The sequence below is a fragment of the Halorubrum sp. Hd13 genome, assembly GCF_002252755.1.
In the GTDB taxonomy this organism is placed as follows: domain Archaea; phylum Halobacteriota; class Halobacteria; order Halobacteriales; family Haloferacaceae; genus Halorubrum.
On the sequence record NZ_NHOY01000043.1, the window covers coordinates 23487 to 36630 of the forward strand.

Genomic DNA, 13144 nt, shown 5'->3' on the forward strand with positions numbered 1-13144 from the left:
GAGTCTTGAAGAAGCCTACCGAGAAATTATCGAAGCAGGATTGGAAGCGGTGGAACATCCAGACGAATCGTAGCACGTCGGTTGTGGCATTGTGCTGTCGCTTGGACCCCGCCCTGAAGGGCGAGGCTTCCGCTTGCTATCCGTCAGCGCTCGTCGAGGAACGCGCTCGCGCGCTCGACGACGGACGCGCGGAACCGGGCGACGTCGACTCCGGCCGGACCGCTCTCGCCGTCCCCGAACCGGAGGGGCGTCTCCCGGGCGACCGCCTCGACGGTCAGGTCCGCGAGCCGGTCGACCGTCGCCGGCTCTCCGCGCCGTTCGAGGGCCGCGACGACCCGGTCGAACCGCTCCCGTCCGGCGTGGACCGCGGCGAGTTCGTCGGGGTCGGGAGGGTCCGTGGCCCGGTCGTCTCTCGCGCGGCCGTCTCCCGCGCCGTCGCCGTCGTCGCTCGGCCCCCTCGAGATCTTCACGCGTCCGCCGCGCTTGTTCCGGACGACGACGCCGGCCGCCGGGCCGTCGCGCCACGCCGACGCCGGGACCGCGTATCCCTCGGGGTCGAAGTCGCGCGCGTTCACCTCGCGCGCCACCGCGTTTACCGGGGCGAGCCCGACCCCCTCGAAGATCGCCGCGGCGGCGTCCGGCGGCCGGAACGCCCCGTCCTCCTGACTCTCTCCGTTCCCCTCGCGCTCTCTGTCACCCCCACTCTCTCCGTTCCCCTCGCGCTCTCCGTCCGCGCCCGTCCACACGTCGGTGCCGAGGAACGGCGGGATCCGGTCCCAGTCGTAGTCGGTCCCGCAGCGGTGGGTGGCGACCCCGAAGAACGTCACGCCGGCGGGGTCGGCGACGGCCCGCCGGAGCGCCTCGCGGTCGAACCGATCGCGGGCGTGCCGGACCGCGGGTCGGACCGCGGGCGGGACCGCGTCGAGGTCGTCGTACACCGCCTCCGGACCGCCGAACCGGAGGAGTCCGGACTCGTCCATGCGGAACCGGAGCCCCGTTCCGTCGATCAGTTCGAGGAGCCAGAGGTGGCCCTCGAGGAGGCCGTCGGGCGGGTCCGCGTCGTCGAGGTCCGGGAGCGGTGGGAACCGGCGCATGGTGTGTCGGTCGGGCGACCGGCCTGAGACTCCGACCCGCAGCGGGTTGGCTCTTTGGGAGACCGCGAGGGGCGCCGTCGGTCCGTCGCCGACCCCGCCGGCGCGTCGCCCGGGCCCACAGCTACAAGCGGCCGCCTGCCGTACCGACTCGCGATGCTACCGATCGCGGACTCCTTCGAGCACGACTACCGCGGCTGTGAGATCCTGTACGGTCGCGGCCGCGCGAGCGAGCTGAGCGCGGTCCTCGCCGACCGTGGGCTGGGGGACGCGCTCGTCGTCTGCGGCGCCAACGTCGGCGCCAACGACGACCTGATGGACCGGATCCGCGGGGGGCTCGACGACCGACTCGCCGGCGTCTTCGACGGGACGACCCCCGACAAGCGCGTCGAGACGGCGTACGACCTCCTCGACAAGCGGGCCGAGGTGGGCGCGGATACCCTCGTCGCGGTCGGCGGCGGCAGCAGCCTCGATATCGCCCGGCAGGCGGCGCTACTCGACGTCGACGACCGCGACCTCGCCGAGCTCCGCGACGACGCGGCGGAAGGCCCCGACGCGCTCGGGTCGCTCGCGCCCGGGTCCGACCCCTCGCTCCCGGTCGTGGTGATCCCGACGACGTTCGCCGGCGCGGACCTCTCGACGGGCGGCTCGCTGGAGGTGCTCCCGGCCGACGAGTCGCCCACGGGCCAGCCGCTGACCGTCAGCGGCGACGGACCGATGCCGGTCGTCGACCTCGCCGACCCGGCGCTGTTCGAGACGACGCCGTCGTCGGCGCTCGCGGGGTCGGCGATGAACGGCTTCGACAAGGGGATCGAGACGCCGTACGCGCGGGACGCGACGCCCGTGAGCGACGCGGCCGCGGTCCACGGGCTACGGCTCCTCTCCGACTCGCTCCCGCGGGTCGCCGGCGATCGGCCGGAGACCGAGGCCGCCGCGGACCGGGCCGTGGTCGGCGCGCTGCTCGTCCAGCTCGACCGCCGGATCTCGGTGATACACGCGTTCGGCCACGGGTTCGCGCGCCGCTACGACGTCCAGCAGGGCGACGTCCACGCGGCCGTCGCCCCCCACGTCCTCGCGTACCTCTTCGACGAGGTCGACGCGAGCCGCCGAGCGCTCGCCGCCGGGCTCGGCGTCGACGTCGACGGGCGCGACGACGACGCGATCGCGGAGGACGTCGTCGACGCCGTCGCCGCGATCCGCGGCGCGCTACCGGTGCCCGAGCGCCTCCGCGATCTGCCGGCGACGGCGGAGGGCGATCTCCCCGCGATCGCCGAGTACGTCGCCGACGACTGGTGTATGGACCGGGCGCCCGAGGAACTCGACGCGACGCCGGAGGCGATCGAGGGCGTGTTGCGCTCGGCGTGGTGACCGGGCGGAGGGCCCGATTTCGGCCGGCCTGACCGCGGCCGGAGGGTTCGGCGTGTCTCTCCCCGCTCAGCGACCGCGATACCGACCCGCGGCGACGGCCGCGGCGAGGAGCGCGAGGACCGCGGCGACGACGCCGAAGCCGGGAGCGCCGTCGTCGGTGTCGCCGGAGCCGTCGTCTCCGGTATCGTTCGAACCGTTCGCGCTCGGATCGGCCTCGTCCGCGGTCTCGACGCCCTCGACCGTCGCCGGGTCGGACTCGACGCCCCCGTCGCTCGCGACGATCGTCCGGTCTCCGGCGGACGAGATCGGCACCTCGATCTCCCCGCGGGCGTCGGTCTCGCCGACGTCCTCGCCGTCGACCTCGACCGTGGCGCCGGCCACCGGCTCGTCGTACGCGTTCAGCACGGTCACGCGCGTCGTCTCGCCGACGAGCACGCGGTCGTTCGCCGGGGTGACGGACAGCGCGGGGGTCCGCTGGGCCGTGGCGTTCACGCTCCTCGGGGACTCTCGCACCCGGACTCGCTCGGGCGAGGGGTCGTACCCGTCCGTGACGACCTCGACCGTGTACGCCGCGTTCACGGGCACGTTGAGCGAGGCCGTTCCCTCGGTCACGGTCACCTCCCCTTCGAACACCGACGACGTCACCCGGACCGACCCGCTCTCGATCGGCTCGGGCGGGTCGAAGTGGTCGTCGAGGGCGCGGACGTCGAGCGTCACGGTCCCCCGCTCGATCGCGATCGTCGTCTCCGTGTTCAGCGACACCGTGACCTCGCGCTCCGTCTCGTAGTACCCCGGCTTCACGACCGTGACGTTGTACGTGCCCCGCTCGAGGCGAGCCGTCTCGTAGGTCCCGTCCGATCCGGTCTCGCCGCGGTCGACGGACCGCCCGTCCTCGCGGACGGTCACCCTCGCGTCGGCCTGCGATCGATTCTGGTCGTCGAGGACCGTCACCGTCGCGGTCCCGCTCCGGGTGACGCCGAGGTCGATCTCCGCCGCGCTCGCGTTCTCGACCTCGAGCGGCCTGTTTCTGACGTAGGTGTCGTCGTCCACGTCCAGCTCCACGCTCGATCCCTCGGGGACGTCGAGGAGCACGTTCCCGTTGCTCGCCGTCGTGCCCGTCGCGGTCCCCGTCTCTCCCGAGTCGGTCTCCCACTCGGCCTCGACGGTCACCCCGCTGACTGCGTCGCCGTCCTGGTCGGCGACCGAGACGGTGAGCGTCACCTGATCCTGACCGACCGCGCCGCCGGTGGCGACGACCGCGACGAGCAGTACCGCGGCTCCGACGAGGACCAAGCGTGCGACGTTCATGTGAGACATACTAAACATTGCCTTCATATATTGGTATGGGCCGCTTACCGGTTTCTGACCGCGGACGTGTGCCCGATTTCGAGGGGACTCCCCGCTTCTGACCGACGAGCGAGGTCGCGGTGCCTCGCGCCGGTCGAGCCGGGAGTGACGTCGCGGACGGACCGCCCGCGACCCCGACTCCGCCGTATTCAAATACGCGCGCGAAGACCAACGGATATGGAGCAGATCGACGACCAGTACGCGCCCGCGGACGTCGAGTCGGCGGTCGACGACTACTGGGACGACGTGGACGCCTACGAGGCGGCGAAGGAGGCGCACGCCGACGACCCGCCCTTCTTCTTCGTGGACGGGCCGCCGTACACCTCCGGGCAGATGCACCTCGGCACGGCGTGGAACAAGACGCTGAAGGACGCGATCATCCGCCACAAGCGGATGACCGGCCACCGCGTCACCGACCGACCGGGCTACGACATGCACGGGCTCCCGATCGAGGTGAAAGTCGAGGAGGAACTCGGCTTCGAGAACAAGCGGGACATCGAGGAGTACGGGATGGAGGCGTTCATCGAGAAGTGCAAGGAGTTCGCCTTAGAGAACCGCGCGGCGATGGACGAGGACTTCAAGTCCATCGGCGTCTGGATGGACTGGGAGGACCCGTACGAGACCATCTCGCCGGAGTACATGGAGGCCGCGTGGTGGGCGTTCTCCGAGGTCGCCGACAACGGGCTCGTCGAGCAGGGGAAACGCTCCATCTCGCAGTGCCCGCGGTGCGAGACCGGGCTCGCCAACAACGAGGTTGAGTACGAGGACGTCGAGGACCCCTCCGTCTACGTGAAGTTCCCGCTCGCCGACCGCGAGGGGAGCCTCGTCATCTGGACGACGACGCCGTGGACGATCCCCGCGAACACCTTCGTCGCCGTCGACGAGGAGCTCGCGTACAACGCCGTCCGCGCCGAGAAGGACGGCGAGGAGGAGCTGCTCTACGTCGCCGAAGAGTGCGTCGAGGACGTGCTCGGAGAGGGGCGCTACGAGGAGTACGAGGTCGAGGCCGAGCTGACGGGCGAGGATCTCGTCGGCTGGGCGTACGATCACCCGCTCGCCGACCACGTCGCCGAGTACCCCGACTCCGAGGGCGCCGGGCGGGTGTACGCCGCCGACTACGTGGAGGCCGACCGCACCGGGCTCGTCCACTCCGCGCCGGGCCACGGTGAGGAGGACTTCCACCGCGGCACGGAGCTGGGACTCGATATCTACTGTCCGGTCGGCCCCAACGGCGAGTTCACCGAGGCGGCCGGCGAGTACGCGGGCCAGTTCGTGCGCGACGCCAACGACGACATCGTCGAGGACCTCGTCGCCGACGGCCACATGCTCGCGCACGGCACCGTCGACCACAGCTACGGCCACTGCTGGCGCTGTGACACCGGGATCATCCAGCTGGTCACCGACCAGTGGTTCATCTCGATCACGGACGTGAAGGAGGACCTCCTCGACAACATGGAGGAGTCCGAGTGGCATCCGCAGTGGGCGCGGGACAACCGGTTCCGCGACTTCATCGAGGACGCCCCCGACTGGAACGTCTCCCGCCAGCGCTACTGGGGGGTCCCGATCCCCATCTGGGTGCCCGACGACGCCGAGGCGGGGAACCTCGACGAGGACATGATCGTGGTCGGCACCCGCGAGGAGCTCGCCGAGCGCGTCGAGGAGGACGTCGACCCCGGGGCGATCGACCTCCACCGCCCCGCTGTCGACGACCTGACCATCGTCGAGGACGGCGTCACGTACCGCCGCGTCGAGGACGTGTTCGACGTGTGGCTCGACTCGTCGGTCGCCAGCTGGGGCACGCTCGGCTACCCGTCCGAGGAGGAGGCCCACGACGAGCTGTGGCCCGCCGACCTCATCGTCGAGGCGCACGACCAGACCCGCGGCTGGTTCTGGTCGCAGCTCGGCATGGGCACCGCCGCGGTCGGCGAGATCCCCTACGAGGAGGTGCTGATGCACGGCTTCGCCAACGACGAGGACGGGCGCAAGATGTCGAAGTCGGTCGGCAACATCGTCACCCCGGAAGAGGCGATCGAGCGCGCCGGTCGCGACCCGCTCCGCACCTACCTGCTCTCCCACGACCAGCAGGGGGTCGACCTCGCGTTCGAGTGGGACGGGCTCGGCGAGCTGCAGGGGAAGCTCAACATCCTCTGGAACGTGTTCCGCTTCCCGCTGGAGTACATGGAGCTCGACGGCTACGACCCCGCCGAGGCCGACCTCGCCGACGGCGAGCTGGAGCTCGTCGACGAGTGGGTGCTCTCTCGGCTCCAGTCGGTCGAGACCGAGGTGACCGAGGCGTGGGCCGACTACCGCGTCAGCGACGCGGTCAACGCGGTGATCGAGTTCGTCACCCAAGACGTCTCGCGCTTCTACGTGAAGGCCGTCCGCGACCGGATGTGGGAGGAGGCGGACTCCGCCTCGAAGCGGGGCGCCTACGCGACGCTCGCGACCGTCCTCGACGAGGTGATCCGGCTGCTCGCGCCGATCGCGCCGTACCTGACCGAGCGGATGTACCAGACGCTCGACGGCTCGGCGACCACGGTCCACCAGCTCGACTACCCCGAGCCCGACGACGGGCTCCGCGACCCCGAGCTGGAGCGCGACGTGGCCGTCCTCCGCGACGTCGAGGAGGCCGCCGCGAACGCCCGCCAGCAGGCGGGCCGGAAGCTCCGCTGGCCCGTGCCGCGCGTCGTCGTCGAGAGCGGCGACGACGAGGTGACCGCCGCCGTCGAGCGTCTGTCCGACCTGATCGGCGAGCGCGTCAACGCCCGCGAGGTGACCGTCACCGACGCGTTCGACGAGCTCGTCGAGACCGCCGAGCCGCAGATGGCCGAGATCGGTCCCGCCTTCGGCGCCGACGCCCAGAAGGTGATGGACGCGGTGCAGGGCGCGACGCGCGCGGCGGTCGAGGGCGGCGCGGTGGCCGTCGACGGCGAGCCCGTCGACCTCGACGACGCGATGGTCGAGTACGTCGCCGAACCCCCGGAGAACGTCTCCGGCGTCGACTTCGACGGCGGCACCGTCTACGTCGACACCTCGCTCACCCCCGAGATCGAGTCGGAGGGGTACGCCCGCGACGTGATCCGTCGGATTCAGGAGATGCGCAAGGAGCTCGACCTCGACGTCGAGGCCCGGATCCGGGTCGGCGTCGCCGTCGACGACGACCGGATCGCCGGCTTCGTCGACGAGCACGCCGACCTGATCGCCGGCGAGGTGCGCGCCGACGAGTGGCTCGACGAGCCGAGCGACGCCGCCGAGACCGACGGGCTCGTCGAGGAGTGGGACGTCGAGGACGTCGTCGTGACGATCGGAATCGAGCCGGTCGCGTAGGGGAACTGCCGGTTTCGAGCCCGTCAGTCGCGCGGCAGACGGACCGGCCGCGGAACTGATCGCGCTTTTCGTTCGTCCCACCGTTGGCGTGGTATCAATTCACATCCCGAAACCTATAGGTGAGTTCTTTACTTATGGTTATCTATGCATGTCCGGGCGGCCCGGCCCGACGACGCGGAGGCGCTGCGAACGGCGGTCTCGCGAGCGCGCGAGGCGACCGTCTTCGACGACATCGGATCCCCGCTCTTGGACGTGTCCGCCGCCGGCGTCCGCGAGGCCGCCGCCGAGGCGGAGTGGTCGTTCCTGATGGAGAACGACGACGGCCCCGTCGGCGTCGCCATCGCGCACCCCGACGCGCAGGGGCCCGAAGCCGAGCTGCTCGCGCTGTGGGTCCACCCGAGCCACGCCGGAGAGGGCGTCGCCGCCGAGCTCCTTTCGCGGGTCGCGTCCTCGCTGGGTCGCCACGACGTCGACACGCTTCGGGCGAGCGTCCCCGCCGACAGCCCGGGCGCACAGGAGTTCTTCGCCGCCCACGGGTTCAGTCCCCGAGGCACTCGCCGCGGCCCCGCCGGCGACGAGTCGGTCGTCGTCGCCGACGCGGGCGAGCTGGCGTGACGCCGGCGGCGCGGAACTAAGTGGTCTCCGCACCCGTTTCGAGTCGTCACTGAATGCCCTCCGTCGACCCCGGTCTGATTACCCTCGCCGCGCTCGGTGTCGCGTTCGCGCTCGTCGCCCTCGCCAGCCTCCGGCCCGCGAGCCGGTTCCGTCGCCTGTACGGGGTGGACGACGCCGACAATGCGGGCGCGCGGGCCAACGCCGCCGTGCTCGGGGGCACCGGGGCGTTCCTCGTCGCCCTCGCCGCGGCGATCGCGCTGGGCGTTCCCGATCGGACCGTCGCGGTCGGCGCGCTCGGCGTCGCCGCCGTCGGAACGGTCGCGCTCGGGTGGCTCGTCCGCTACCGCGACCGGCGCGACCTCCTGACGACGCCGGACGTGAGCCGCGAGCGAGCCCGGCGGCTCGGCGGCGCGGCGATATGGGCCGGCCTCCTGCTCTGTCTCCCGCTCGTCGGGGTACTCCTCGGAGCCAGCGAGGCGTCGATCGTCGTCGCGGCGCTGGGCGGGAGCGTCGTAACGCTCCTTCTCGTCGCGCTCGCGTATCGGTAGCGTCGGCCGCGGTGCCGCGACGGCCGCCCGGTCCGGAGCTACTTCAGCCGTTCCTGCAGGAAGGAGGGGTGCGCGGCGGTGACGCCGTCGATCGCCAACAGCTTCTCGGAGATGACGTCGCCGAGCTCGTCGCCGTCGCGGGCGCGGACCTCGGCCATCAGCATGTGGTCACCGGAGGAGGTGTACAGCGCCTGCACCTCGTCGAGCTCTTTCAGCTCGCGGGTCGCGCCGACGTACTTGCCGGAGTCGACGTCCATCCCGACCATGGCGATCGACTGCGACGAGAGCTTCTTCGGGTCGATCTCCGCCGAGTAGCCGACGATCACGCCTTTCTCTTCGAGGCGGTCGATGTACTTCCGCACCGTCGGCTTCGAGACGTCGGCTCGGTCGGCGATCTCCGCGCAGGAGGCCTGTGCGTCCTCCTCTAACACCGACAGGATCCGTTCTTCGGTCGATACCGTACTCATACCCGACTCTTTGTCACCACGGAAAAAATACCTTGCGAACCGAAAAACGAGACGAACGGACGACGAACTACGGCCAAATCGGCCGTAGGAACCTGTCTACGGCCGATTTAGGCGTGCTTGTCGAGGAACTGGTCGTGCGAGCGCTCCCACTCGTACTCGTCGTCCCAGTAGCGCTCCGCCAGCGGCTCCTCGGGAATCTCGCCGATCGCCTGCTTCTCCGCGCCGTAGGACGGGCGGTCCTCGTCGACGTAGTAGCGGCCGGTGAGGACCTTCCCCTCGTACAGCGACTCCTCGGTCTCGCGCATCATCTCCGCGGCCTCGACGCGGTCCGTCGGGTCGAACTCGTAGTCGTCGGACTCGTTGACGTCGATGTACGGGACGTACTGGCGCGCGTCCTTGTTCCAGGTCGGACACTGGGTGAGGAAGTCGACGTGCGCGAAGCCGTCGTGCTCGATCGCCTCGATGATGATCTCCTTCGCCTGGTTGGGGTTGACCGCGGCCGTGCGGGCGACGTAGGAGGCGCCGGCGTTCAGCGACATCGAAAGCGGCTTGAGCGGCTCCTTGGCGCTGCCGGACGGCTGCGTCTTCGACTTGTGGCCCTTCGGGCTGGTGGGCGAGGTCTGGCCCTTCGTGAGCCCGAAGATCTCGTTGTTGAAGACGATGTACGTCATGTCGTGGTTCTCCCGGGCCGTGTGGATGAAGTGGTTCCCGCCGATCCCGTAGCCGTCGCCGTCGCCGCCGGCGGCGATGACTTCGAGGTCGGGGTTCGCGAGCTTCGCGGCGCGGGCCACGGGCAGGGAACGCCCGTGGATCGTGTGGAACCCGTACGTGTCGAGGTAGCTGTTCAGCTTGCCCGAACAGCCGATCCCGGTGCACAGCAGGGTCTCCTCGGGCGTGCGCCCGACCTCCGGAAGCGCCTGCTTGAGCGCCTTCAGGACGCTGAAGTCACCGCAGCCCGGACACCAGGTCGGCTGCGGCTCCACGCCGGGGGTGTACTCGTCGCGGTCGATCTCTCGCTCCTCTCCGATCGCTGAAAACGTGCTCATTGGTTAGTCACCTGCGGCTGGGACGAAGGTGGTCTGATGGCTGGACGCGTCGCCGTCGCCCTCGACGATCGCTGCCTCGAACCCGTCGACGATCTCCGCCGGCTCGAACGGGTTCCCGTTGTACTTCAGCAGGCTCGACAGCCGCTCGCCGTAGCGGCCGAGGTGCTTCTGGATGAGCCCGCGGAACTGTCCCGAGGCGGTCATCTCGACGACGAGCACCTCGTCGACGCTCTGGACGAACTCCTCGACCTGGTCGGTCGGGAACGGGAGCATGTCGGAGACGCCGTACGATTTCACCGATATTCCGGCGTCGTTGAGGCGACCGACGGCCTCCTCGACGGTGCCCTGCTGGCTCCCGAAGGTGAGGATGCCGTACTGGGCGTCGTCGGGGCCGGCGTACGAGCCCGTGTCGACCGTGTCGAGGTCGGCGCGGATCGCCTCCAGCTTCTGGGTCCGGCGGTCGATCTGCGCGACGCGGTTGTCCGGCGACTCGGCGATGTGCCCGGTCGGGTCGTGTTCGTTGCCGGTCGCGAGGAAGCGACCGCCCTTCTGGCCGGGGATCGACCGCGGGGAGACGCCGTCCTCGACGTCGTGCTGGAACCGGTGGAACTTCCCGTCGGCCGAGTGCGGCTCCTCCGCCAGCGCGTCCTCGCTCAGGGTCTTCCCGAGCGTCGGGTTCGGCTCGCGGTCGAAGTGGCTCTTGGGGACGTTCGTCATCTCGCCGCCGAGCTTCTGGTCGTACAGCAGGATCGACGGGATCTGGTACTCGTAGGCCAGCCGGAAGGCGATCCGCGACTGCTCGTACGCCTCCTCGACCGTCCCCGGCGCGAGGACGACGCGCTGGGAGTCGCCCTGCGAGGTGTACAGGACGTGTTCGAGGTCGGACTGCTCGGGCTTCGTCGGCATCCCGGTCGAGGGCCCGGCGCGCATGGCCTCGACGAGGACGACGGGCGTCTCCGTCATCTCAGCGAGCCCGAGGGGCTCGGACATCAGCGCGAACCCGCCGCCGGAGGAGCCGGACATGGCCTTCACGCCGGCGTGCGAGGCGCCGACCGCGAGCGCGGCCGCCGCGATCTCGTCTTCGACCTGCTCGGAGATCCCGCCGAGCTTCGGCAGGTTGTTGCTCATGATGGTGAACACTTCGGTCCACGGCGTCATCGGGTAGCCGGCGATGAACCGACAGCCCTCGTCGATGGCGCCGTAGGAGATGGCGTCCGACCCGGACATGAGCAGCTGCGTCTCGTCGTGTTCGCCGGTCGGGACGCTGACGTCGGGTGCGTCGACGTCGTACTCCTCTCGCACCTGGTCGTAGGCGGTCTGGAGGATCTCCAGGTTCGGGTCGAGGATCTTCTCCGGCATCGCGTCGCGCATGAGGTCCTGGACGTGGTCGAGGTCCATGCCGGTCAGCGCGCAGGTGGCGCCGACGCCGGCGGTGTTGCGCATGACCTCGCGACCCATGTCGCGGGCGAGCCCGCGGAGGTCGAGGGGGTATACGTGCCAGTTGTTCTCCTCGGCCCGCTCGTCGAAGTTCGGGATCTCGGAGGCGTCTAACAGCCCCTCGTCGTAGACGATGACGCCGCCCTCGCGGAGTTCGTCCAGGTTCTCCGAGAGCGGTTTGATCTCTTCGTTCCCGTAGACGGCCTCCTCCTGCGGGTTCCGGGCGAACGAGTCGCCGAGCGCCAGCAGGAAGTTATAGCCGTCGCCGCGGGACCGCACCGGGTCCGCCGACGCGCGGACCTCGGTGTACGTGTGGCCGCCGCGGATACGGGACGGATAGTGGCGATGCGTGAACACGTTGAGCCCCGATCGCATCAAGGCCTTTGCGAAGTTCTGGCTCGTCGAAGCGATCCCGTCGCCGGATCCCCCCGATATCCGCCAGATGAGTTCGTCGTCAGTCATAGTGGTATGGTAGCCCGTGAGGGCCTCGTGCTCTGTGGTTGTGGTGGTTACCTCTTAGGGCTTGCTATGGAATCACAAGCAACAATCATGAAAGACCTTTAGGTCGGGGGGAGGCGGACTCGCGAGACTTCGGTTCCGCGCCCTTTTACTCGCCGCCCGCCTGACGGCGGACATGCTCACGTTCATCGGGCTCGGACTCTACGACGAACGGTCGGTCACCGTCGAGGGGCGCGAGGCGCTGCGCGCCGCCGACCGCGTCTTCGCCGAGTTCTACACCAGCCGGCTGGTCGGCGCCGACGTCGATGAGTTGGAGGCGTACCACGACGTCGAGATCGAGGTCCGGCCGCGGGAGGGGGTCGAGCGCGACCCGGAGGCGATCCTCTCGGCCGCCGCCGAGGGCGACGTCGCCTTCTGTACCGCCGGCGACACGATGATCTCGACGACGCACACGGACCTCCGGCTGCGAGCCGAGGAGCGGGGGATCGAGACGCGCGTGATCCACGGGGTGACCGCTCAGTCGGCCGCGTCGAGTCTCACCGGGCTCCAGAACTACCGGTTCGGGAAGGCGACGACGCTCCCGTTCCCGTACGCTCACGGCGGCGACGACGTCCCCGGGAGCGTGGTCGAGACGATCGAGGCGAACCGCGAGCGCGGCCTCCACACCGTCGTCTACCTCGACATCAAGGTGGGCACCGGGCCGACCGGCCCCGACCCGGACCACGAGGAGTACATGACCGCCGACGTCGCCGCCGGGCTGCTCGCAGACGGCTGGCGCGACGAACTGGCCGTCGTCGTCGCTCGCGCGGGCTCGCCCGAACCGGTGGTCGCCGCCGACCGGCTGAGCGCGCTTTCCGAGCGGGAGTTCGGCGACCCGCTCCATCTCCTCGTGATCCCCGGCGACCTCCACCACGTCGAGGCCGACGCGCTGGCCGGGCTCGCCGGCGCCCCGTCGGAGCTCGTCGAGGAGTGAGCGGGGGTCGCCGTCCGTCGACCGGTCGTTTGATATTCCTGTCCCGCGTTATCAAAGATCATGACAGACGTGCCCGCCGAGCGGCTCATGTCGACCGAACTCGTCACGATCCCCCGAGGAGCGGCCGCCGCGGACGCGGCGAAGCGCATGTTGGAGACGGGAGTGAGCTCCGTGCTCGTCGTCGACGACGGGCGCCTCGCGGGGCTGATCACCGCGACTGACTTCGTCTCGCTCGTCCGTCGGAACGACCCGGAGGACGAGACCTCCGTTGAGACGTTCATGACGACGGACGTCGTCACCGTCTCGCCCGACGACTCCGTCGAGGAGCTCGCCGACCCGACGAGCCGGGGGTACACGCACTTACCGGTGGTCGACGGGGACGACCGGTTGGTCGGGATGCTCTCGACGACCGACCTCACGGCGTACCTTTCGGAACGACGGTGAGCCCCGAGGCGAGGCGTCGCTC

At 70.1% G+C, this 13144-nt stretch carries 11 protein-coding genes; 6 read left to right on the plus strand and 5 right to left on the minus strand.

Features of this window, described 5'->3' with window-relative positions; all coding sequences use genetic code 11:
* Positions 1 to 143: 143 nt before the first annotated feature.
* Positions 144 to 1094 (minus strand): hypothetical protein, encoded by a 951-nt coding sequence (locus tag DJ81_RS06070; protein ID WP_094588967.1) that lies wholly within the window; start codon positions 1092 to 1094, stop codon positions 144 to 146.
* Positions 1095 to 1247: 153 nt separating this feature from the next.
* Between DJ81_RS06070 and DJ81_RS06075 the strand changes: the two genes are divergently transcribed.
* On the plus strand, positions 1248 to 2459 hold the full coding sequence (locus DJ81_RS06075; RefSeq protein WP_094526597.1) for an iron-containing alcohol dehydrogenase family protein: 1212 nt from the start codon (positions 1248 to 1250) through the stop codon (positions 2457 to 2459).
* 66 nt (positions 2460 to 2525) lie between these two features.
* Here the strand turns inward: DJ81_RS06075 and DJ81_RS06080 are convergent, their stop codons facing one another.
* A complete protein-coding gene (locus tag DJ81_RS06080; RefSeq protein WP_094588969.1) occupies positions 2526 to 3767 on the minus strand; it encodes a carboxypeptidase-like regulatory domain-containing protein in 1242 nt (413 codons plus the stop codon).
* A gap of 216 nt (positions 3768 to 3983) precedes the next feature.
* Between DJ81_RS06080 and ileS the strand changes: the two genes are divergently transcribed.
* The 3 genes from ileS to DJ81_RS06095 all read left to right on the plus strand — a co-directional run bounded on the left by ileS (position 3984) and on the right by DJ81_RS06095 (position 8296).
* Positions 3984 to 7133 (plus strand): isoleucine--tRNA ligase, encoded by a 3150-nt coding sequence (gene ileS, locus DJ81_RS06085; RefSeq protein WP_094588971.1) that lies wholly within the window; start codon positions 3984 to 3986, stop codon positions 7131 to 7133.
* A gap of 144 nt (positions 7134 to 7277) precedes the next feature.
* Positions 7278 to 7748 (plus strand): GNAT family N-acetyltransferase, encoded by a 471-nt coding sequence (locus DJ81_RS06090; RefSeq protein WP_094524541.1) that lies wholly within the window; start codon positions 7278 to 7280, stop codon positions 7746 to 7748.
* A gap of 53 nt (positions 7749 to 7801) precedes the next feature.
* Positions 7802 to 8296, plus strand: coding sequence for a hypothetical protein (locus DJ81_RS06095; protein ID WP_094526600.1), 495 nt, complete (start codon positions 7802 to 7804; stop codon positions 8294 to 8296).
* Between the two features lie 38 nt (positions 8297 to 8334).
* Here DJ81_RS06095 and lrpA1 read toward each other — a convergent pair whose 3' ends face one another.
* The 3 genes from lrpA1 to DJ81_RS06110 form a co-directional block, all read right to left on the minus strand.
* Entirely contained in the window at positions 8335 to 8763 is a 429-nt protein-coding gene (gene lrpA1 / locus DJ81_RS06100) for an HTH-type transcriptional regulator LrpA1 (protein ID WP_094524543.1), read from the minus strand.
* A 107-nt stretch (positions 8764 to 8870) separates the two neighbouring features.
* A complete protein-coding gene (locus tag DJ81_RS06105; RefSeq protein WP_094526601.1) occupies positions 8871 to 9809 on the minus strand; it encodes a thiamine pyrophosphate-dependent enzyme in 939 nt (312 codons plus the stop codon).
* 3 nt (positions 9810 to 9812) lie between these two features.
* Positions 9813 to 11708 (minus strand): 2-oxoacid:acceptor oxidoreductase subunit alpha, encoded by a 1896-nt coding sequence (locus tag DJ81_RS06110; RefSeq protein WP_094588973.1) that lies wholly within the window; start codon positions 11706 to 11708, stop codon positions 9813 to 9815.
* 172 nt (positions 11709 to 11880) lie between these two features.
* Between DJ81_RS06110 and dph5 the strand changes: the two genes are divergently transcribed.
* Positions 11881 to 12678 carry a diphthine synthase gene (gene dph5, locus DJ81_RS06115; RefSeq protein WP_094526603.1) on the plus strand — a complete coding sequence of 266 codons (798 nt, stop codon included), beginning with the start codon at positions 11881 to 11883 and terminating at the stop codon, positions 12676 to 12678.
* 60 nt (positions 12679 to 12738) lie between these two features.
* Positions 12739 to 13122, plus strand: a complete 384-nt coding sequence (locus DJ81_RS06120; RefSeq protein WP_094526604.1) for a CBS domain-containing protein — start codon at positions 12739 to 12741, stop codon at positions 13120 to 13122.
* The last annotated feature ends 22 nt before the right edge of the window (positions 13123 to 13144 follow it).

Bases quoted from the DNA above. Each gene is read 5' to 3' on its own strand.
- ileS (WP_094588971.1), top strand. From the start codon at position 3,984: ATGGAGCAGATCGACGACCAGTACGCGCCCGCGGACGTCGAGTCGGCG.
- DJ81_RS06075 (WP_094526597.1), top strand. From the start codon at position 1,248: ATGCTACCGATCGCGGACTCCTTCGAGCACGACTACCGCGGCTGTGAG.
- DJ81_RS06105 (WP_094526601.1), bottom strand. From the start codon at position 9,809: ATGAGCACGTTTTCAGCGATCGGAGAGGAGCGAGAGATCGACCGCGAC.
- dph5 (WP_094526603.1), top strand. From the start codon at position 11,881: ATGCTCACGTTCATCGGGCTCGGACTCTACGACGAACGGTCGGTCACC.
- DJ81_RS06110 (WP_094588973.1), bottom strand. From the start codon at position 11,708: ATGACTGACGACGAACTCATCTGGCGGATATCGGGGGGATCCGGCGAC.
- DJ81_RS06090 (WP_094524541.1), top strand. From the start codon at position 7,278: ATGCATGTCCGGGCGGCCCGGCCCGACGACGCGGAGGCGCTGCGAACG.
- lrpA1 (WP_094524543.1), bottom strand. From the start codon at position 8,763: ATGAGTACGGTATCGACCGAAGAACGGATCCTGTCGGTGTTAGAGGAG.
- DJ81_RS06080 (WP_094588969.1), bottom strand. From the start codon at position 3,767: ATGAACGTCGCACGCTTGGTCCTCGTCGGAGCCGCGGTACTGCTCGTC.
- DJ81_RS06095 (WP_094526600.1), top strand. From the start codon at position 7,802: ATGCCCTCCGTCGACCCCGGTCTGATTACCCTCGCCGCGCTCGGTGTC.
- DJ81_RS06070 (WP_094588967.1), bottom strand. From the start codon at position 1,094: ATGCGCCGGTTCCCACCGCTCCCGGACCTCGACGACGCGGACCCGCCC.
- DJ81_RS06120 (WP_094526604.1), top strand. From the start codon at position 12,739: ATGACAGACGTGCCCGCCGAGCGGCTCATGTCGACCGAACTCGTCACG.